Origin of the sequence: Pseudomonas sp. OVF7, from assembly GCF_030644265.1 — a bacterium.
Lineage (GTDB): Bacteria > Pseudomonadota > Gammaproteobacteria > Pseudomonadales > Pseudomonadaceae > Aquipseudomonas > Aquipseudomonas gorinensis.
In genome coordinates this window covers 5,089,219-5,108,183 of sequence record NZ_CP128996.1, presented here as the reverse complement: position 1 = coordinate 5,108,183, position 18,965 = coordinate 5,089,219, and the positions used below count along the sequence as shown (strand labels likewise).

Annotated in this window: 18 protein-coding genes; 7 read left to right on the top strand and 11 right to left on the bottom strand. The window is 60.8% G+C overall.

Annotated elements, in window-relative coordinates:
* Positions 1–110: 110 nt before the first annotated feature.
* Both lpxH and QU606_RS23050 read right to left on the bottom strand, forming a co-directional pair.
* Entirely contained in the window at positions 111–860 is a 750-nt protein-coding gene (lpxH, locus tag QU606_RS23055; protein WP_024076227.1) for a UDP-2,3-diacylglucosamine diphosphatase, read from the bottom strand.
* The gene (locus QU606_RS23050; protein ID WP_024076226.1) at positions 857–1,360 is read right to left on the bottom strand and encodes a peptidylprolyl isomerase; all 504 of its coding nucleotides are present in this window, start codon (positions 1,358–1,360) and stop codon (positions 857–859) included. The genes lpxH and QU606_RS23050 overlap by 4 nt, the downstream gene beginning before the upstream one ends.
* A 249-nt stretch (positions 1,361–1,609) precedes the next feature.
* Between QU606_RS23050 and QU606_RS23045 the strand changes: the two genes are divergently transcribed.
* Together QU606_RS23045 and cysS are read left to right on the top strand one after the other, a co-directional pair.
* Positions 1,610–3,310, top strand: coding sequence for a glutamine--tRNA ligase/YqeY domain fusion protein (locus QU606_RS23045; protein WP_024076225.1), 1,701 nt, complete (start codon positions 1,610–1,612; stop codon positions 3,308–3,310).
* Positions 3,311–3,330: 20 nt separating this feature from the next.
* Positions 3,331–4,719: a cysteine--tRNA ligase gene (gene cysS, locus QU606_RS23040; RefSeq protein WP_024076224.1), complete on the top strand. Its 1,389-nt coding sequence runs from the start codon at positions 3,331–3,333 to the stop codon at positions 4,717–4,719.
* Between the two features lie 501 nt (positions 4,720–5,220).
* Here cysS and QU606_RS23035 read toward each other — a convergent pair.
* Positions 5,221–5,784 carry a dihydrofolate reductase family protein gene (locus QU606_RS23035; protein ID WP_024076223.1) on the bottom strand — a complete coding sequence of 188 codons (564 nt, stop codon included), beginning with the start codon at positions 5,782–5,784 and terminating at the stop codon, positions 5,221–5,223.
* Positions 5,785–5,930: 146 nt separating this feature from the next.
* On the opposite strand from QU606_RS23035, the gene lepB reads away from it, so the two are divergent.
* Entirely contained in the window at positions 5,931–6,599 is a 669-nt protein-coding gene (lepB, locus tag QU606_RS23030) for a signal peptidase I (RefSeq protein WP_277379495.1), read from the top strand.
* A gap of 174 nt (positions 6,600–6,773) precedes the next feature.
* Here lepB and QU606_RS23025 read toward each other — a convergent pair whose 3' ends face one another.
* The 7 genes from QU606_RS23025 to QU606_RS22995 all read right to left on the bottom strand — a co-directional run bounded on the left by QU606_RS23025 (position 6,774) and on the right by QU606_RS22995 (position 14,251).
* The gene (locus QU606_RS23025; RefSeq protein ID WP_069076526.1) at positions 6,774–7,112 is read right to left on the bottom strand and encodes a Na+/H+ antiporter subunit G; all 339 of its coding nucleotides are present in this window, start codon (positions 7,110–7,112) and stop codon (positions 6,774–6,776) included.
* Positions 7,109–7,387: a K+/H+ antiporter subunit F gene (locus QU606_RS23020; protein WP_024076217.1), complete on the bottom strand. Its 279-nt coding sequence runs from the start codon at positions 7,385–7,387 to the stop codon at positions 7,109–7,111. The genes QU606_RS23025 and QU606_RS23020 overlap by 4 nt, the downstream gene beginning before the upstream one ends.
* Positions 7,384–7,872: a Na+/H+ antiporter subunit E gene (locus QU606_RS23015; protein WP_024076216.1), complete on the bottom strand. Its 489-nt coding sequence runs from the start codon at positions 7,870–7,872 to the stop codon at positions 7,384–7,386. Before QU606_RS23015 ends, QU606_RS23020 begins: the two co-directional genes overlap by 4 nt.
* Entirely contained in the window at positions 7,869–9,545 is a 1,677-nt protein-coding gene (locus tag QU606_RS23010; protein ID WP_024076215.1) for a monovalent cation/H+ antiporter subunit D, read from the bottom strand. Before QU606_RS23010 ends, QU606_RS23015 begins: the two co-directional genes overlap by 4 nt.
* A complete protein-coding gene (locus QU606_RS23005; protein WP_007986256.1) occupies positions 9,542–9,886 on the bottom strand; it encodes a Na+/H+ antiporter subunit C in 345 nt (114 codons plus the stop codon). Before QU606_RS23005 ends, QU606_RS23010 begins: the two co-directional genes overlap by 4 nt.
* Entirely contained in the window at positions 9,886–12,807 is a 2,922-nt protein-coding gene (locus QU606_RS23000) for a monovalent cation/H+ antiporter subunit A (RefSeq protein ID WP_024076214.1), read from the bottom strand. Before QU606_RS23000 ends, QU606_RS23005 begins: the two co-directional genes overlap by 1 nt.
* Positions 12,808–13,321: 514 nt before the next feature.
* The gene (locus tag QU606_RS22995; RefSeq protein ID WP_024076213.1) at positions 13,322–14,251 is read right to left on the bottom strand and encodes a DMT family transporter; all 930 of its coding nucleotides are present in this window, start codon (positions 14,249–14,251) and stop codon (positions 13,322–13,324) included.
* 92 nt (positions 14,252–14,343) lie between these two features.
* Between QU606_RS22995 and QU606_RS22990 the strand changes: the two genes are divergently transcribed.
* The 4 genes from QU606_RS22990 to QU606_RS22975 all read left to right on the top strand — a co-directional run bounded on the left by QU606_RS22990 (position 14,344) and on the right by QU606_RS22975 (position 17,970).
* Complete coding sequence (locus QU606_RS22990; RefSeq protein ID WP_024076212.1) at positions 14,344–14,907, top strand: helix-turn-helix domain-containing protein; 564 nt, start codon at positions 14,344–14,346, stop codon at positions 14,905–14,907.
* 154 nt (positions 14,908–15,061) lie between these two features.
* Positions 15,062–16,258, top strand: a complete 1,197-nt coding sequence (locus QU606_RS22985) for an SfnB family sulfur acquisition oxidoreductase (protein ID WP_150296374.1) — start codon at positions 15,062–15,064, stop codon at positions 16,256–16,258.
* A 9-nt stretch (positions 16,259–16,267) separates the two neighbouring features.
* Positions 16,268–16,594 carry an acyl-CoA dehydrogenase gene (locus QU606_RS22980; RefSeq protein WP_193689512.1) on the top strand — a complete coding sequence of 109 codons (327 nt, stop codon included), beginning with the start codon at positions 16,268–16,270 and terminating at the stop codon, positions 16,592–16,594.
* A complete protein-coding gene (locus tag QU606_RS22975; protein WP_024076209.1) occupies positions 16,594–17,970 on the top strand; it encodes an LLM class flavin-dependent oxidoreductase in 1,377 nt (458 codons plus the stop codon). Before QU606_RS22980 ends, QU606_RS22975 begins: the two co-directional genes overlap by 1 nt.
* Positions 17,971–18,055: 85 nt before the next feature.
* On the opposite strand, the gene QU606_RS22970 is transcribed toward QU606_RS22975, so the two are convergent.
* A complete protein-coding gene (locus tag QU606_RS22970) occupies positions 18,056–18,949 on the bottom strand; it encodes a hypothetical protein (protein ID WP_304997560.1) in 894 nt (297 codons plus the stop codon).
* Between the last annotated feature and the right edge of the window lie 16 nt (positions 18,950–18,965).

The window sequence follows — 18,965 nt, the reverse complement described above, 5'->3', positions numbered from 1 at the left end:
CCGATGGCGGTGGATCAGTCACAGCAATATTGACTGGCCTACTGCTATCGGGGGCAAGCCCCCTCCCACATTTGGATCTTTGTTCACATTGGATCAGTGGTGTTTGGGGATCAGGCGCCAGGCAACGCCAGTTGCGGGTTCACAAAATCAAACGCCGCCAACTGAAACCCTTGCTCATCCACCTGCAACGCCCAGCCCTGCTTGTCCCAATCCCCCAGCACAATGCGCTTGGCCGCCTGGTCGCCAATCTGCAACTTGTGGATCGCCGGACGGTGCGTATGGCCGTGGACCAGGGTGCGCACGCCAAATTGCTGCATCACCCGCGGCACTTCTTCCGGGGTGACGTCGACAATATCGTTGGCCTTCATCCGCGTCTGCGCACGGCTTTCGCTGCGCAGCTTGCGCGCCAGCGCGTGGCGGGCGCGCAGTGGCAGGTGACGCAGGATAAACAGCACCAGCGGGTTACGCAGGATGCGCCGCAGCTTCATATAGCCGAGGTCGCGGGTGCAGAGACTGTCGCCGTGCATCAGCAGCACGGGCTCGCCATGGAGCTGCACGACACTCGGGTCCTTGAGCAAGGTAGCGCCTGTGGTTTTGCAGAACGCCTTGCCGATCAGGAAATCGCGGTTGCCATGCATGATAAAAATCGGGGTACCGCTGTCGCTCAGCTCGCGCAGAGCTGCGCAGATCGAACGCTGGAAGGGGGTCATCCCATCGTCGCCAATCCAGGCTTCAAAGAAGTCCCCCAGAATGTACAACGCCTGGGCGCCACGGGCGCGGCCGTGGAGCAGATCCAGAAACGCCCGGGTAATGTCCGGGCGTTCCTCTTCCAGATGCAAATCTGAAATCAGCAATATCACTCAATGATCTCGGCTTTCTCGATGATCACGTCTTCTGCTGGCACGTCCTGGTGGCCGGCCTTGCTGGTGGTGGAAACTGCTTTGATCTTGTCGACAACGTCAGTGCCTTCGGTGACTTTACCGAACACCGCGTAGCCCCAGCCTTGAACGTTCTTGCCGCTGTGGTTCAGGAAGGTGTTGTCGGCCACGTTGATGAAGAACTGCGCGGAGGCCGAATGCGGCTCCATGGTACGGGCCATGGCAACGGTGTACTTGTCGTTGGAAAGGCCGTTGTCCGCTTCGTTCTGGATGCTTGGACGCTTGTCTTTCTTTTCTTTCATGCCTGGCTCGAAACCGCCGCCCTGGACCATGAAGTTGCCGATGACACGGTGGAAAACGGTATTTTCGTAGTGGCCGGCTTTCACGTATTCGATGAAGTTGGCGACGGTGATCGGCGCTTTCTCGGCGTTCAGCTCGATGACGATGTCACCGTGGTTGGTGGTCAGTTTGACTTGAGTCATGTGTACTACTCTTTTCAGGGAATTCGTGGGTTCGGGCGCCTCGGCGCCACGACCGGTTTGGCTAAACGACGGCCAAGACGCGCAGTTTAACGTGCCCTGCAGGAATTTCGAGGTGGTTTTTTACCGCCCGGGCAATTAAACCAGCAGTTTTTGGCCGTGCTCTGTCAGGTGGTTGACAGCATCGGCTATGATATCGCCTTTGTTTTATCTGGCCCCACCCGGCCACGAACCTGTCTGTTCAAGGATCCTATGAGCAAGCCCACTGTCGACCCTACCTCGAATTCCAAGGCCGGACCTGCCGTCCCGGTCAATTTCCTGCGCCCGATCATCCAGGCGGACCTGGATTCGGGCAAGCACACGCAGATCGTCACCCGCTTCCCGCCAGAGCCCAACGGCTACCTGCACATCGGTCACGCCAAGTCGATCTGTGTGAACTTCGGCCTGGCCCAGGAGTTCGGTGGCGTCACGCACCTGCGTTTCGACGACACCAACCCGGCCAAGGAAGACCAGGAATACATCGACGCCATCGAGAGCGACATCAAGTGGCTGGGCTTCGAGTGGTCCGGTGAAGTGCGCTACGCCTCCCAGTACTTCGACCAGTTGTTCGACTGGGCCGTCGAGCTGATCAAGGCCGGCAAGGCCTACGTCGACGACCTGACCCCGGAGCAGGCCAAGGAATACCGTGGCACCCTGACCGAGCCAGGCAGGAACAGCCCGTTCCGCGACCGTTCGGTAGAAGAGAACCTCGACTGGTTCGCCCGCATGCGTGCCGGTGAGTTCCCGGACGGTGCCCGCGTGCTGCGCGCCAAGATCGACATGGCTTCGCCGAACATGAACCTGCGCGACCCGATCATGTACCGCATCCGCCATGCCCACCACCACCAGACCGGTGACAAGTGGTGCATCTACCCCAACTACGATTTCACCCACGGTCAGTCGGACGCCATCGAAGGCATCACCCACTCCATCTGCACCCTGGAGTTCGAGAGCCATCGCCCGCTGTACGAATGGTTCCTGGAGCACCTGCCGGTACCGGCGCACCCGCGCCAGTACGAATTCAGCCGCCTGAACCTGAACTACACCATCACCAGCAAGCGCAAGCTCAAGCAACTGGTGGATGAAAAGCACGTGCATGGCTGGGACGACCCGCGCATGTCGACGCTGTCGGGCTTCCGCCGTCGCGGCTACACCCCGGCGTCGATCCGTAATTTCTGTGAGATGGTCGGCACCAACCGCTCCGACGGCGTGGTCGACTACGGCATGCTCGAGTTCAGCATCCGCCAGGACCTCGACGCGAACGCGCCGCGTGCCATGTGCGTGCTGCGCCCGTTGAAAGTCGTGATCACCAACTACCCGGAAGACAAGGTCGACAACCTCGAGCTGCCGCGTCATCCGCAGAACGAAGCACTGGGCGTGCGCAAGCTGCCGTTCGCGCGTGAAATCTACATCGACCGCGATGACTTCATGGAAGAGCCGCCAAAAGGCTACAAGCGCCTGGAGCCGAACGGCGAAGTGCGCCTGCGCGGCAGCTACGTGATCCGCGCCGACGAAGCCATCAAGGACGCCGATGGCAACATCGTCGAGCTGCGTTGCTCCTACGACCCGGAAACCCTGGGCAAGAACCCTGAAGGCCGCAAGGTCAAGGGCGTGATCCACTGGGTGCCGGCCGCTGCCAGCATCGAGTGTGAAGTGCGTCTGTACGATCGCCTGTTCCGTTCGCCGAATCCTGAAAAGGCCGAAGACAGCGCCAGCTTCCTCGACAACATCAACCCTGACTCCCTGCAAGTGCTCACCGGTTGTCGTGCCGAGCCATCCTTGGGCGACGCACAGCCGGAAGACCGTTTCCAGTTCGAGCGCGAAGGCTACTTCTGCGCGGATATCAAGGACTCGAAACCAGGTCAGCCGGTATTCAACCGTACCGTGACCTTGCGTGATTCGTGGGGCCAGTGATTCTGTTTTAAGGAACTGTCGTGCTAACGATCTACAACACACTCAGCAAGACCAAAGAAGTCTTCAAGCCGCTGGATGGCAACAAGGTGCGCATGTACGTGTGCGGCATGACCGTGTACGACTATTGCCACATCGGCCACGGTCGCAGCATGGTTGCCTTCGACCTGGTGACCCGCTGGTTGCGTTTCAGCGGCTATGACTTGACCTATGTGCGCAACATCACCGACATCGACGACAAGATCATCAACCGCGCCAACGAAAACGGCGAGTCGTTCGACGCGCTGACCGAGCGCATGATCGCCGCCATGCACGAGGATGAGGCGCGCCTCAACATCCTCAAGCCGGACATGGAGCCGCGTGCCACGGACCACATCCCTGGCATGCACGCGATGATCCAGACCCTGATCGACAAAGGCTACGCCTACGCCCCAGGCAATGGCGACGTGTACTACCGCGTCGCCAAGTTCATGGGCTACGGCAAGCTGTCGCGCAAGAAAATCGAAGACCTGCGCATCGGCGCGCGTATCGAAGTCGACGAAGCCAAGCAGGATCCGTTGGACTTCGTGCTGTGGAAAGGCACCAAGCCCGGCGAGCCGAGCTGGGAGTCACCATGGGGCGCCGGGCGTCCGGGCTGGCACATCGAATGCTCGGTGATGTCCACCTGCTGCCTGGGCGAGACCTTCGACATCCATGGCGGCGGCAGCGACCTGGAGTTCCCGCACCACGAGAACGAAATCGCCCAAAGCGAAGCCGCCACCGGCAAGACCTACGCCAATGCCTGGATGCACTGCGGCATGATCCGCATCAACGGCGAGAAGATGTCCAAGTCCTTGAACAACTTCTTCACCATCCGCGACGTATTGGAAAAGTACCACCCGGAGGTGGTGCGTTACCTGCTGGTATCCAGCCACTACCGCAGCGCCATCAACTACTCGGAAGACAACCTCAAGGACGCCAAAGGCGCCCTGGAGCGCTTCTACCACGCGTTGAAAGGCTTGCCCGCCGTTGCACCGGCTGGCGGCGAAGCGTTCGTGGCGCGGTTTACCGAAGTGATGAACGACGACTTCGGCACCCCGGAAGCCTGCGCCGTGCTGTTCGAAATGGTGCGCGAGATCAACCGCCTGCGCGAGAGTGATCTCGACGCAGCGGCGGGCCTGGCGGCGCGCTTGAAAGAACTGGCCAGCGTCCTGGGCGTGTTGCAGATGGAAGCCGACGACTTCCTGCAAGCCGGCGCCGAAGGGCGTGTGGATGCGGCTGAGGTCGATGCGCTGATCCAGGCGCGTCTGGCGGCTCGTGCCAACAAGGACTGGGCGGAATCCGACCGTATCCGTGACCAACTGACCGCGATGGGCGTGGTGTTGGAAGACGGCAAAGGCGGGACGACGTGGCGGTTGGCCGACCAGGCTTGATCAGCAAACCCTGAATAAAAAACGCCCCGACTGGTTCGGGGCGTTTTTTTGCGCCCTGTTTTTAGTGAGCGGCTCACCCGATCCAGTGTGGGATTGGCGGTATCCATGCGATCCACAGCCGGGCGGCTCTCCACCTGACACCCGCGATCAAATGTGGGAGGGGACTTGCCCCCGATGGCGGTGGGTCAGCCAACACACCTGCCAACAGTGCCGCCGCCATCGAAGCCTCGCTAAAGCTCGACATCTCCCACAGGGGATTGGCGGTATCCACGAGATCCACAGCCGGGCTGCTCTCTACCTGCCACCCGCGATCAAATGTGGGAGGGGGCTTGCCCCCGATGGCAGTGGGTCAGCCAACACACCTGCCAACCGTGCCACCGCCTTCGAAGCCTCGCTAAAGCTCTACATCTCCCACAGGGGGATCGGCGGTATCCACGAGATCCACAGCCGGGCTGCTCTCTACCTGCCACCCGCGATCCAGTGTGGAAGGGGGCTTGCCCCCTATTGCGCGGTGCGAGAGCCTGCTGCCACTTGATATCGACTCTGCACAAAACCATTGTCCGACACGTACGTTCCGACGTGGTGGAGCTCATGCTCACTGCCAACCTGACTGAATAGCGGGATCCCTTGCCCGAGTAAAACCGGGATACGGGTAATGATCAGCTCATTGATCAGGCCCGCTTCAAGAAACGCCTGGATCGTTTGGCCACCGTCGATATAGAGATGCTTCATGCCGCGCTCAGCTAACGCCGCCACGAGTGTGGTTGCATCTCCCGCCATGACCTCGACCTTGCCCTCCAGATGTGCAGGGATTTGCAGCGGCTGGTGAGAGAGCGCAATGACCGGTGTACCCTCATAGAGCCACTTGGGGAAGGAGACTACTTTCTCCAGGGTTTTTCGGCCCATCACCAGCGCATCGACCGTGGCGATAAAGCGTTCATAGGTCATGCCTTTCAACTCAGCGGTTTCATATTCCGGCCGGAGCAACCATTCGATATCACCGTCTGGACGGGCAATAAAGCCGTCGATGCTGGCGGCGATAAAGACAGAACATTTGATCTCCATGGTGGACACTCCTCTTTATGCGCTGGACGCAACGACAGTCAACGGGGGCTTTTAGCCTGGCGCTAATGTTAATTTAATCTTTGCGTGTAACAACCGAGCGGCGATAAAGATAGCCCTTACGCCCCCTTTCTGCCGTGCGAGGATGTATGCGAAGTTGGTTGATCCGTTACCGTTACGCAATTATTTTCTGGTTGTGCTTCGGCGTTTTCCGTACATCCCTGGCCGACTGGAATCCCATTCCCTCTGGCTCCATGCGCCCGACATTGCTGGAGGGCGATGTGGTGTTGGTCAATCGCGTGGCCTACGACCTCAAGCTGCCGCTCACGGACATCTCCCTGGCCAAACTCGATAACCCCCAGCGCGGCGATGTGGTGACGTTCTCGTCGCCCAAGGATGGCATGCGCCTGATCAAGCGCATCGTCGGTATTCCCGGTGACACCCTGGAAATGAAGGATGAGGTGTTGTGGGTCAACGGCGTGCCTGCCACGTACAGTGACGCGCAGGACATCAGTGAACCCATCGTTCCCGGCCATACGGTGCCGGGGATCAAGCTGACGGAGCGGGAAGATACCCGTCAGCGCACCATCCAGTTCATGCCTACGGTTCGGGCTTTACGCAATTTCGGCCCAGTCACCGTGCCGGCCGACAGTTACTTCATGCTCGGGGACAACCGCGATAACAGCGATGACTCCCGGTATATCGGCGTTGTTCCACGTCGGCTGTTGATCGGGCGGGCGCATCATGTGCTGGCGTCGGCGGAGATCCTGGACCATTGGATGCCACGCCTGAACAGATTTGGCGCACCGATCCTGTAGGCGCCCTACCGCTAAGCGTTGCGCGGCCCCATCAGATCTTATGCCTGGCACCCATTCAAGTGTGGGAGGGGGCTTGCCCCCGATGGCGGTGTATCAGTATCAGATGCACAGGCTGACACACTGCAATCGAGGGCAAGCCCTCTCCCACATTTTCAATCGAGTCTGTCTGAGAGGTCAGCGGCGGCTGCTGACCTCGGCCGGCACATCGTCACCGGCCATGCGCTTGCGGAACAGCGCGGTCCTTGCCAGCAGCAGGGTGGTCACCGGCACGGTGATCGACAGCAAAATCGGAATCAACCAGCCGTGCAGCACCGGTCCGGACTTGAGCACCGAAAAATAGATAATCGATGCCAACGCCACACTCCACGCGCCCAGCGTCGAGGCCAGTGCCGGCGGGTGCATGCGCTGGAAGAAGTCTTTCATGCGCAGCAAGCCAATCGCGCCGATCAGTGCGAACACGCTGCTCAATACCAACAGTACCGCGACGACGATTTCCATCCATAACGGCATCATTCAATCACCTCCCCACGCAGCAGGAATTTCGCCAGGGCAAATGAGCCGACGAAGCCGAACAGCGCAATCAGCAGCGCCGCTTCAAAGTAGGTGTCACTGGCATACCGGATACCCAGCACCAGCATCATCAACATCGCCAGGATGTACAGGTAGTCCAGCGCCAGTACCCGGTCCTGGGCCGAGGGGCCTTTGAACAGGCGGATCAACGTCAGCACCATGGCCAGGGAGAACAGGAACAGGCTGAACAGGATCGCATTGGAGAGCAGGGGGCTCATTCGAAGATCTCCATCAGGGGCCGTTCGTAGGCGTGTTTGAAGTGCTGGATAAACTGCGCGTCGTCATCCAGATCGAACACGTGCAACAGCAGAATGCTGCGGTCCAGGGCCAGTTCGGACCAGACGGTACCGGGCGTCACGCTGGTGATCATTGACAGCACAGCCAGCCCATTGGGGTCGCGCAGGTCCAGGGGGATTTTGACGAAGCGCGAACGCGGTGGTCGCGAGCCGCACACCAGCACCCCCCAGGCCACCTGCAGGTTGGAGATGATCACGTCGCGGCCGACCAGAAAGAACAGGCGGATGATCACCCCAGGGCGGCGGATGCGGATCGGCAGCGGACGCAGTGGCGCCATCAGCAGCGGCGCGAGAAAGCCCAGCAGTGCTCCTAGCAGCAGGTTGCCGGGGCTGACGGACAGGTTGAGTACCAGCCACAGCACCCACAACGCCAGCGACAGCCACGGGGCAGGGAACAGGCGCTTCATGGTTGCACCTCCAGCGCGGCGCGGGCTTCGGGGCTGGGTATCGGGCGCTGAGCCATGACGGCCATTACGTAGCGTTCTGGGTTGTTCAGGCTCTTGGCGATGTCCAGGGTGTAGTTCATCAGCGGTTCGGCCTTGAACGTCAGCACGACGCTCAAGCCCAGCAGGAAGAAAATCGGCAGGCATTCGAAGCGGCGCAGCAGCGGCGAAGGGCGCTCTTCCGGGGTCCAGAAGCGCTGGATGCCCAGGCGGGCGAAGGCCATCAGCGATGCGAGGCCCGACAGGATCAACAAGGCGGCCAGGCCCCAGGCAGCCGGGCGAATCGGCTCATCAATGCTGAACCACAGGCCGATCGGATTGAGCAGCGCACTCAGCAGGTTGAGTTTGCCGATAAACCCCGACAACGGGGGCATGCCGATAATCAGCAGGGCGCAGGCAATAAAGCTCAGGCCGAGGAACGCCATGGTCCAGGGAATGACCTGGCCGACCACGGCTTTCTGTTCGTCATCGAGGTTGACGCCTGGCCGTGGATGTAAGGACTCCATGGCTTTGGGCAGCGCATCGATTTCTTCATCCAAAGGCAGGTCGTTGGCCGAGCGCGATCGCTCGATCAGTTCCGCCAGCAGGAACAGGGCACTCAGCGCCAATGTCGAGCTGACCAGATAGAACAATGCGCCTGCCGTCAGGCTTGGCTGGGCGAACCCCACCGCTGACAGCAGGATGCCGGCCGATACCAGAATGCTCAGACTGGCCATGCGCTCCAGGCGCTGCGCCGCCACCATGGCCAGTGAGGCGCAGATGATCGTGGCCATGCCGCCGTACACCAGCCAGTCGCCGCCGAACAGTGCCGACGCGCCGGCCTGGCCAGAGAACAGCAGGGTCCACAAACGTAGCACGGTGTACACGCCGACCTTGGTCATGATCGCGAACATCGCCGCCACCGGCGCGCTGGCCGAGGAGTAGGCGGGTGCCAACCAGAAATTCAGCGGCCACATGCCCGCCTTGGCCAGGAATGCGGTGGCGAGGATCGCCGCGCCGGCATGCAACAGGCCGCGATCGGCTTCCGGCACCAGCGGGATTTTCAACGCCAGGTCGGCGAAGTTCAGCGTGCCGGTGACGCCATAGACCATCGCCGCGCCGATCAGGAACAGCGACGAGGCCAGCAGGTTGATCGCGATGTAATGCAGCCCCGACGACACCCGTGCGCGCCCCGAACCGTGCAGCATCAAGCCATAGGACGCGGCCAGCAGCACTTCGAAGAAGACGAACAGGTTGAACAGGTCGGCGGTCAGGAAGGCACCGTACAAGCCCATCAACTGAATCTGGAACAGCGCATGGAAACTGGTGCCGGCACGGTCCCAGCGGGCCATGGCAAACAACAGCGCGCTGACGCCGACGATGCCGGTCAGCACCAGCATCAGCACCGATAACTTATCCGCCACCAGCACGATGCCGAACGGCGCTTGCCAGTTGCCCAGCAGGTAAACCACCACCGCATCGCTACTGCCGTGCATCCACCCCATCAGGAACACCGAGAGGCCGAGGCCGAGCAGGGTCGAGAACAGGTTGATACGGGCCTTGAGTGGCCGGCGCTTTTCGCCAAGCATCAGCATCAATGCCGCGGTCAGCAGGGGCAGCAGGATCGGCGCGGCGATCAGGGAGTACGCCAGGTTCATTCCTTGGGCTCCCGGCCGTCCACATGGTCGGTGCCGGTCAGGCCCCGCGATGCCAGCAGCACCACGAGGAACAACGCGGTCATCGCGAAGCTGATCACGATCGCCGTCAGCACCAGTGCCTGGGGCAGGGGGTCGGTGTAATGCAGCAGGTCTTGCGGCACGCCGTCCTTGATGATCGGCTCCTTGCCGATAAACAGGCTGCCCATGCTGAAGATGAACAGGTTGACCCCGTATGACAGCAGGCACAGGCCCATCACCACCTGGAACGTCCGTGGCCGCAGGATCAACCAGACGCCCGAGGCAGCCAGGACCCCAATGGCAATTGCAATGACTTCTTCCATCAGGCGGCTCCTTCCGTTGCGGCAACCACTTTGGCCTGGTTGCTCGGTTTATGGGCCCGTACCGACTGGTGACCGAGGGCGGTGAGCATCAACAGGGTCGAGCCGACGACCATGGCGTACACGCCGACGTCGAAGAACAACGCGCTGGCGATATGAATGTCGCCCAGCACCGGCAAGCTGAAATGCCACGTATGGGTGGTGAGGAATGGGTAGCCGGCAAACAAAGCACCCAGCCCGGTGAGGGTCGCCGAGAACAGCCCGAAGCCCATCCAGCGCATCGGCCGCAAACTCATCTGCGCCTCGACCCACTGGGTGCCGGCGACCATGTATTGCAGGATAAACGCCACCGACATCACCAGCCCGGCGACAAACCCGCCGCCCGGTTGATTGTGGCCGCGCATGAACAGGTAGAACGACACCACCAGCGCAATCGGCAGCAGCAGGCGCACCAGCACTGCCGGCACCATCATGAAGCCCAGGGCGGTGTCGCTGGCCTGGCGCGGGTTGACCAGGTCGGTGGCCACGTCCGGCGCCAACTGGCGCTGTTGCGGCGGCAATTCCATGCTCTCTTTTGACGGGCGGAAGCGCCGCAGCAGGGCGTAGACGGTCAGCGCGACGGCGCCGAGCACGGTGATTTCGCCGAGGGTGTCGAAGCCGCGGAAGTCCACCAGCATCACGTTCACCACGTTGCTGCCACCGCCTTCGGGCAGGGCGCGGCTGAGGTAAAACGATGAGATGTCGTTAGGCGTCTGGCGCGTCAACATCGCGTAGGACAGCAGCGCCATGCCGCCGCCGACCACGGTGGACAGCAGGAAGTCGCGCAGGCGCCGAACGCGTGCCTTGCGCAGCGAGCTGGGCAGTGGCGAGACTTCTTCGATCCGCCGTGGCAGCCAGCGCAGGCCCAGCAGGATCAGCACGGTGGTGACCACTTCGACCACCAGTTGCGTCAGCGCCAGGTCCGGCGCCGAGAACCACACGAAGGTGATGCAGGTCATCAGGCCACACACGCTGACCATGGTCAGGGCGGCCAGCCGATGGTACTTGGCTTGCCAGGCAGCGCCCAGGGCGCAGGCAATCGCCAGCAACCACAGGGTCACGAACACGATGGAGCCCGGGATCTTCGGCCGGTCGCCCCAGCTGAGGCCGCTGTTGATCACGGGGATCATGCCGCCGATCACGGCCACCAGCACCAGCAGGAACAATTGGGTCTGCAGGCGCTTGGTGCTGATGCGTTTCTCGATCTTGCGCACGCCGCGCATCATCACCACCAGGCTGCGTTCGAAGCCGCGCTTGCCGTTGAAGTAGCTGATGATTGGCGGGTATTTGAAGCGGCCACGCTTGAGTTGCTTACGCAGCAGCAGGTACAGCACCACACCGCCGGACATGGCCACCAGGCTCATGATCATCGGTGCATTCCAGCCGTGCCAGATCGCCAGGCTGTACTCCGGCAGCACGCCGCCGACCACCGGCAGCGCGGCGGCAGCGAGGATCGAACCGACCACTTGGGCCGGGAAGATGCCCACCAGCAGGCAGGTAAACACCAGCAGCTCAACCGGCGCGCGCATCCAGCGTGGCGGTTCGTGGGGCGTGTGCGGCAGGTCGGTGGCGGCCGGGCCGAAGAACACATCCACGGTAAAGCGCAGGGCGTAGGCCACGCTGAACGTACCGGCGATGGTCGCGATCATCGGCAGGGCGATTTCCACCCAGGCGGTTGCCGAGATAAACACGGTTTCGGCGAAGAACATCTCTTTGGACAGGAAGCCGTTGAGCAGTGGTACGCCGGCCATGGATGCACTGGCCACCATCGCCAACGTCGCGGTAAACGGGATCAAGCGCACCAGGCCACTGAGTTTGCGGATGTCCCGGGTGCCGCTTTCGTGGTCGATGATGCCCGCCGCCATGAACAGCGAGGCCTTGAAGGTGGCGTGATTGAGGATGTGGAACACTGCTGCGACGGCGGCCAGCGGGCTGTTCAGGCCAAGCAATAAGGTGATCAGCCCGAGGTGGCTGATGGTGGAGTAGGCCAGCAGGCCTTTGAGATCATTCTGGAACATGGCGCAGTAAGCGCCGAGAAGCAGGGTAATCGCGCCGGCACCGCCGACGATATAGAACCATTCTTCGCTGCCGGACAGCGACGGCCACAGGCGGGCCAGCAGGAACACGCCGGCCTTCACCATCGTCGCCGAGTGCAGATAGGCTGAAACCGGGGTGGGCGCTGCCATCGCGTGGGGCAGCCAGAAGTGGAACGGGAACTGCGCGCTTTTGCTCAGCGCGCCAATCAGCACCAGGGCCAGCATCACCGGGTACAGGGAATGCGCACGTATCTGATCACCCGCCGCCAGCACCTTGTCCAGGTCATAGCTGCCGACGATATGCCCCAGCAGCATCACGCCCGCCAGCAGGCACAATCCACCGGCGCCCGTCACCATCAACGCCATGTACGCACCGCGCCGTGCATCAGCGCGGTGGTGCCAGTAGCCGATCAACAGGAACGAGAACAGGCTGGTCAGTTCCCAGAAGAACACGATCTGGATCAGGTTGCCGGAAATCACCAGGCCGAGCATGGCGCCCATGAACGCCAGGAAAAACGCGAAGAAGCGCGGCACCGGATCGTCCGGCGACATGTAGTAACGCGCATACAGCGACACCAGCGTGCCGATGCCGAGCACCAGCATCGAGAACAGCCAGGCGAACCCGTCCATACGCAAGACGAAATTCAGGCCGAGGCTGGGCAACCACATGAATTCTTCGCGGATCACGCCACCGTGGGCGATCTGGGGGTAGAGCAGGGCGACTTGAACGGTTCCGACCAGGGCCACAAGGCCAGCCAGCAGGGATTCGGTGTTACGTGCGTTATGCGGCAGCAAGGCCGCCAGACAGCTGCCAATGAAAGGCAGAAGCAGTAGAACTATCAGGGACATAGGCTTCTAATCTGCAGGAGTTTGGGATGCATCATACGTGCCGCTTTCGTGATCACCAAACGGCAAGATGTGGCAGGATCCTACAAGATAGGTCGAATAATCCCATTTGGCAGTGTTTCGGACCTGATCGCTCCCCTGTGGCTGCTGTGGCAGCGGGCTTGTTGTGGCGAGCGGGCTTGCCCCGCGTTGGGCTGCGAAGCAGCCCCAAAACACAGCCCCGGGAGCAGCCTGGCACACCGCAGCGTTCTTATTGGGGCTGCTGCGCAGCCCAACGCGGGGCAAGCCCGCTCGCCACAACAAGCCCGCTTGCCACAACAGGCCCGCTTGCCACAACAAGCCTGCTTGCCACAACAGGCCCGCTTGCCACAACAAGCCTGCTTGCCACAACAGGCCCGCTTGCCACAACAAGCCTGCTTGCTACAACACACCCGCTTGCCACAGTTACCGTGTTCCTCCTTGACAGACTGGCATCAGGGCTTGCCCGCGTTAGGTTGCTTCGCAGCCCCCAGCTGCCTCAATTCTGACGCTCTTGCTCCAACGCCTCTTCCAGCGCCTGCGCCTTTTGCCCGCGCGTCTTCATCTCGCTCACAATCACCGCCACCACAATCAACGCCGCCCCCAGCATCGCAATCGGCGAGAACCGCTCGCCAGCGATCCGCCCCACAACGCCTGCCCACACCGGTTCCCCGGCATAGATCAACGTGGCCCGTGTCGGCGAAACGCTCTGCTGCGCCCAGTTCATTGCGACCTGGATCACCGCACTGGTCAGGCCCAGGCCCACGGCGCTGAACAGCAGCAGCCAGGAGAACCCCGGCAACGCTTCGCCCATCGGCACCACCATCAGGAACGACAGCAGCGACGCCGTTGCCAGTTGCACCACGGTCACCCGGCGTACGTCTACCTGCCCGGCAAACGCACTGATCAAAATGATCTCGGCGGCTATCGCCACCGCACCGATCAAGGTCGCGATCTCCCCAGCGCTGAAATTCAGCGATGCCCCAGCCGGCCCGGTCAACAACATCAACCCGGCAAACGCCAGCATGATGCCAATGCTCGGCATCAACCCCGGACGACGGCCCAGCACCAGCCATTGCAGCAACGGCACAAACGGCACATACAGCGCGGTAATGAACGCCGATTGGCTGCTCAAGATCGTCTGCAGGCCAATGGTCTGCAAGCCATAGCCGAACATGATCGCCACGCCGATAAACACGCCCGCCTTCAGTTCGAACAACGTCAGGTCGCGTAAGGTCCGCAAGGAAAAGAACCCCACCACAACCGCCGCCGCGGCAAAGCGCAGGCCCACGAAAAACATCGGCCCGCTGACGGTCATGGCGTGTTGCACCAGCAAAAACGTGCCGCCCCAAATCATCGTGATAAACACCAGGATGCATTCGGCTTTGCTGAAGCGGTTGAAACGCGGGGAGGATTTCGGGGTGGTCATGGCGGCTCGGTCTTGCAAGGGAAAGGCACGGACCGCACAATGCGCCGCACGCTGGGCAGTATACTGCGCACACCCACCCATTGAGCAATATAGTGCACAAAGAAAATCCACAACGGGCTTCGGTCCTGCAGCACGTCAGCCAGAACGTTCGTCGCCTGCGTCATGCTGCCGACATGAGCCAGACTGCGCTTTCGGAAAAGTCCGGGGTCAGCCGGCGCATGCTGGTGGCCATCGAAGCGGGGGAGAAGAACGTCAGCCTGTCCACCCTCGACCGTGTGGCCGAAGCGCTGGATGTGGCGTTCAGCGACCTGATCCAGGCGCCGGATGTGCGCGATCACAGCCGCATCAACGAGCTGGCCTGGGCCGGCGAAATCGACGGCAGCAAGGCGGTGTTGCTGGCCAAGGCCACGGCGCGGCGTGAGGTCGAATTGTGGGAGTGGCGCCTTGAGCCGGGTGATCGCTATTGCCCGGACCCCGACCTGGAAGGGTGGAGCGAGCAACTGTTCGTCTTCGAGGGCAGCCTGACGTTGGTGGTCGGCGACCAGGAAAACACCATCGGTGCCGGCGAATTCTTCATGTTCGCCAGCCACCAGCCCCATGCCTATCGCAATGACGGCCACGTTGCCGTGCGCTTTGTGCGCAATGTGGTGATCTAACTGTTTGCCAGCCAACAGTGGATGGACACTTTGCTGGTTTGAAACCGCGGTTGCGCGCCCGTATACGCAGCAACCCACTGATTTTACTGACGATTAAATTCAGGCACGACTCCTGCAATCACTCCAGCATCCCCTCGGAGCCTGGAGTCGGCCCATGTCTGCCCACCCTCAACACCCTGCCCATATCATCCGCTCGGACGCGGAAGCCATCGAGGTCGCCCAGCGCCTGGCCGAACGCTTTGCGGTCGACGCCAGTGCGCGCGACCGTGAGCGGCGCCTGCCGCTTGCCGAGCTTGACGAGTTTTCCGCCAGCGGCTTGTGGGGCATCACCGTTCCCAAAGCCTACGGCGGCGCCGAGGTGTCCTATGTGACCGTGGCCGAGGTGATCAAGTTGATCTCCGCTGCCGACCCTTCACTGGGGCAAATCCCACAGAACCACCTGGGCGTGGTGGATATCCTGCTGCAAACCGCCACCGAGGAACAAAAGCGACACTACTTCGGTAAGGTCCTGGCCGGCTACCGTTTCGGCAATGCGTTCTCCGAGGCCAAGAGCAAAAACGCCGGCACCTTCGATACCCAGATCCGTTTTCACGGCGACACCGCGCAGATCAATGGCGAGAAGTTCTACTGCACCGGTGCGCTGTTCGCCCATCTGGTGCCCACCGTTGGCAATAACGAGCACGGCCAGGCGTTTATTGCCTTGGTTGAACGCGATGCGCCAGGCCTCACCGTTATCGACAGCTGGGACGGCTTCGGTCAGCGCACCACCGCCAGCGGCGGCGTGACCCTCGATGGCGTAACCGTGCCCCTCAGCGCGGTGATCCCCGCTCACCAGGCCTTCGATCAACCCACCGCCAACGGCCCGATTTCACAGATCATCCAGGCGGCGGTCGACACCGGCATCGCCCTGGGCGCCCTTGAACAAGCCAAGATCTATGCGCGCCAGGCGCGACCCTGGATCGACAGCCAGCAGGATCACGGCTGGCAAGACCCGTTCACCATCGCCGCCATCGGCGATCTGGAATGGCGTGTGCACGGCACCGAAGCCATCCTCGCCAAGGCCGGCCTGGCGGTGGACCGTGCCCTCGCCGAGCCGAGTGAAGACAGCGTGGCCCACGCCTCGTTGGTGGTCGCCCAGGCCAAAGTCCTGTCGGCCGAAACCGCGTTGCTCGCCAGCAGCAAGCTCTTCGAACTGGCCGGCACCCGCTCCGTCACCGGCAAACACAACCTTGACCGCTTCTGGCGCAACGCACGCACCCACACCCTGCACGACCCGGCCCGCTGGAAATACCACCTGATCGGCAATTTCGTGCTCAACGGCGTGAAGCCCGCGCGCCACGCCTGGAACTGAGGATTGACCATGACCGCACTGAGCCTTGCGCGCCAACTGTTGGACAGCACCCGCCGCCATGTCGAGACAAGCGATGACCCCTATGTCATCAGCCGCTTCGGTGATCTACAGATCCGCGTCGACGTGGCCGCCGCCCTGCTGGAACGCGCTGAAACCCACCCCAGCCCGGTGGCCGCCACCGAAGCGCAGATCGCCGCCGCCGAAGCCCTCATCGCCGCGAGCAACGCCGAATTCGAACTGACCGGCCAACGCACCGAACTGCCGTCGAGCCTCGATGACCCGTTGCGCTGGAAATACCAGATCGTCGGCAACTATCACCTCAACGGAGTGCTTTGATGTCCCGTGAAATCCGCTTGAATGCCTTCGACATGAACTGTGTCGGCCACCAATCGCCCGGCCTGTGGGCGCACCCGCGTGACCGTTCGTGGCAGTACAAGGACCTGGAGTACTGGACCGACCTGGCGAAAATCCTTGAGCGCGGCAAGTTCGACGGCTTGTTCATCGCCGACGTGCTGGGTATCTACGATGTGTACAACGGCAATGGCGACGCGGCCATTCGCCAGGCGACCCAGGTGCCGGTCAACGATCCGTTATCGCTGATCGCGCCGATGGCGCTGGTCACCGAGCATCTGGGCTTCGGCCTGACTGCCTCGCTGTCCTTCGAGCATCCGTATCCATTTGCCCGTCGGCTCTCCACCCTGGATCACCTGACCAAGGGCCGTATCGGCTGGAACATCGTCACCTCCTACCTGGAAAGCGGCGCCAAGAACCTCGGCCAGAAAGCCCAGACCGAACACGACGCGCGCTACGACTACGCCGAGGAATACCTGGAGGTCTGCTACAAACTCTGGGAAGGCAGTTGGGAGGAGGGCGCCGTGTTGCGCGACCGCGAGCGCCGGATTTTCAGCGACCCGAGCAAGATCCACGAGATCCGTCATGTCGGCAAACACTTCCAGGTGCCCGGTATTCACCTGTGTGAACCCTCGCCGCAGCGCACGCCGGTGCTGTACCAGGCCGGTGCGTCCAGCCGTGGCAAGCAGTTCGCCGCTGAACAGGCCGAATGTGTGTTCGTCGCCGCGCCATCTAAAGTCTTGCTGAAAAAGACCGTTGCCGACATCCGCCGTCGTGCCGCCGAGGCCGGGCGTGACCCGAAGAAAATCCTGATCTTCAACCTGCAGACGGTGATCGTCGGCGAGACGGATGCCAAGGCCAAAGCCAAGTTCGACGAGTACAAATCCTACGTCAGCTACGAAGGCGCGATGGCGCTGATCTCCGGCTGGACCGGTATCGATTTTAGCCAGTTCAAACCGGATGAACCGCTCAAGCATGTGCATACCAACGCCATTCAATCGGCGGTGGAAGCCTTTTCCACGGCAGACCCGAACAAGGTCTGGACGCCCAACGAGCTCGCCGATTGGGTCGGCATCGGCGGTTTTGGCCCGCTGTTTGTCGGTGGTCCGGAAACCGTGGCGGATCTGTTGCAGGAGTGGGTGGAAGAAACCGATGTGGATGGCTTCAACCTGGCCTATGCATTGACTCACGAAACCTTCATCGACGCCGTGGAGTTGCTGGTGCCGGAGTTGCAGAAGCGCGGTGTGTACAAGACTGAATATGCCCAGGGCACGTTGCGCGAGAAGTTATTTGGCAACGGAGCAAGGTTGTCGAGTTCCCATCCAGGCAGTGGTTACAGGATTTTGGAAGGTTTGCAGTGAGACAAGTACGCATATGATCCTGCTGTGTAAATGGTTCAGCGGGGGATGTGATAAAGATCGCAAACCCCGCATGAAAGATAAACGCCTATCGAGTAATACTGAAAACGCCATTGCGTGCTTCGGTAAAGTGTCGCCCACCACTGGGGTCGGTTGCACCGGCCACAAAGTTGAACGTTCCTGCGAAGGTTCCCGTAATGTTATTGTTACTGTCAACGTTGGGGAGTGAACGTATTGTCAACTGACCTTCTTCGCCATGGTAGATATAAGATCCACTCATGTTATAAAAAATAACACTGACCTCTTTGCTGTCTTCACTGATAGCGTAGGTGCCTGTCGGAAGGTCTCTTGAAATGAATATGGCTATTCGATAGTCGTATACGTCTGGCCTTGTCGAAAACGCTCGCGACCATCCCGCGATCTGGTTATTTGAACTGATGTATAGATTATCCTCATTAGACTCATAGCGTGCGTTGATATCGCGACTCAGGTCGCACACAACTGTCGGTGCCGCATAATTTCTTCTGCTTTCTGTGAACCCCACAAGCTCCAGAACGCCCTCACTCACGGTGACTGTTTTACCCCTGTTCTGCCCCTTGAAGTTGAAAGTCGCCTTGATTGTTTTGGTGCTCTTGTCAAATGTCAGTTTCAGGCTGCCTTCGGTGGCGGTGTAGTTGATTTGAGAGAAGGGGCCTGATTTTGACCAGAGGGCATTAACGCCAGAGGTGGTAGTGAAGTCTGAAGTGATGGCGTATGTTTTGTCAGTGACGTCGCCCTCGTTAGGGATAAAAAAAGAAAATTCTTGAAAGTCTTGGTTCTCATTTTTTTCGGTGCGTATGTTGAGGAGCCACTTGAGTGGCAGGTCATTCATGAATAGTGAATAGTGAACGCCATCGAATGCGTCATATTCATCTTCCTCGTCTTTGATCGTTGCAGTGCACTTTAGAGATGTGTTGGCTGAGATTTTTCCGGAAGTGTTCATGATGATTCTTCCTCTG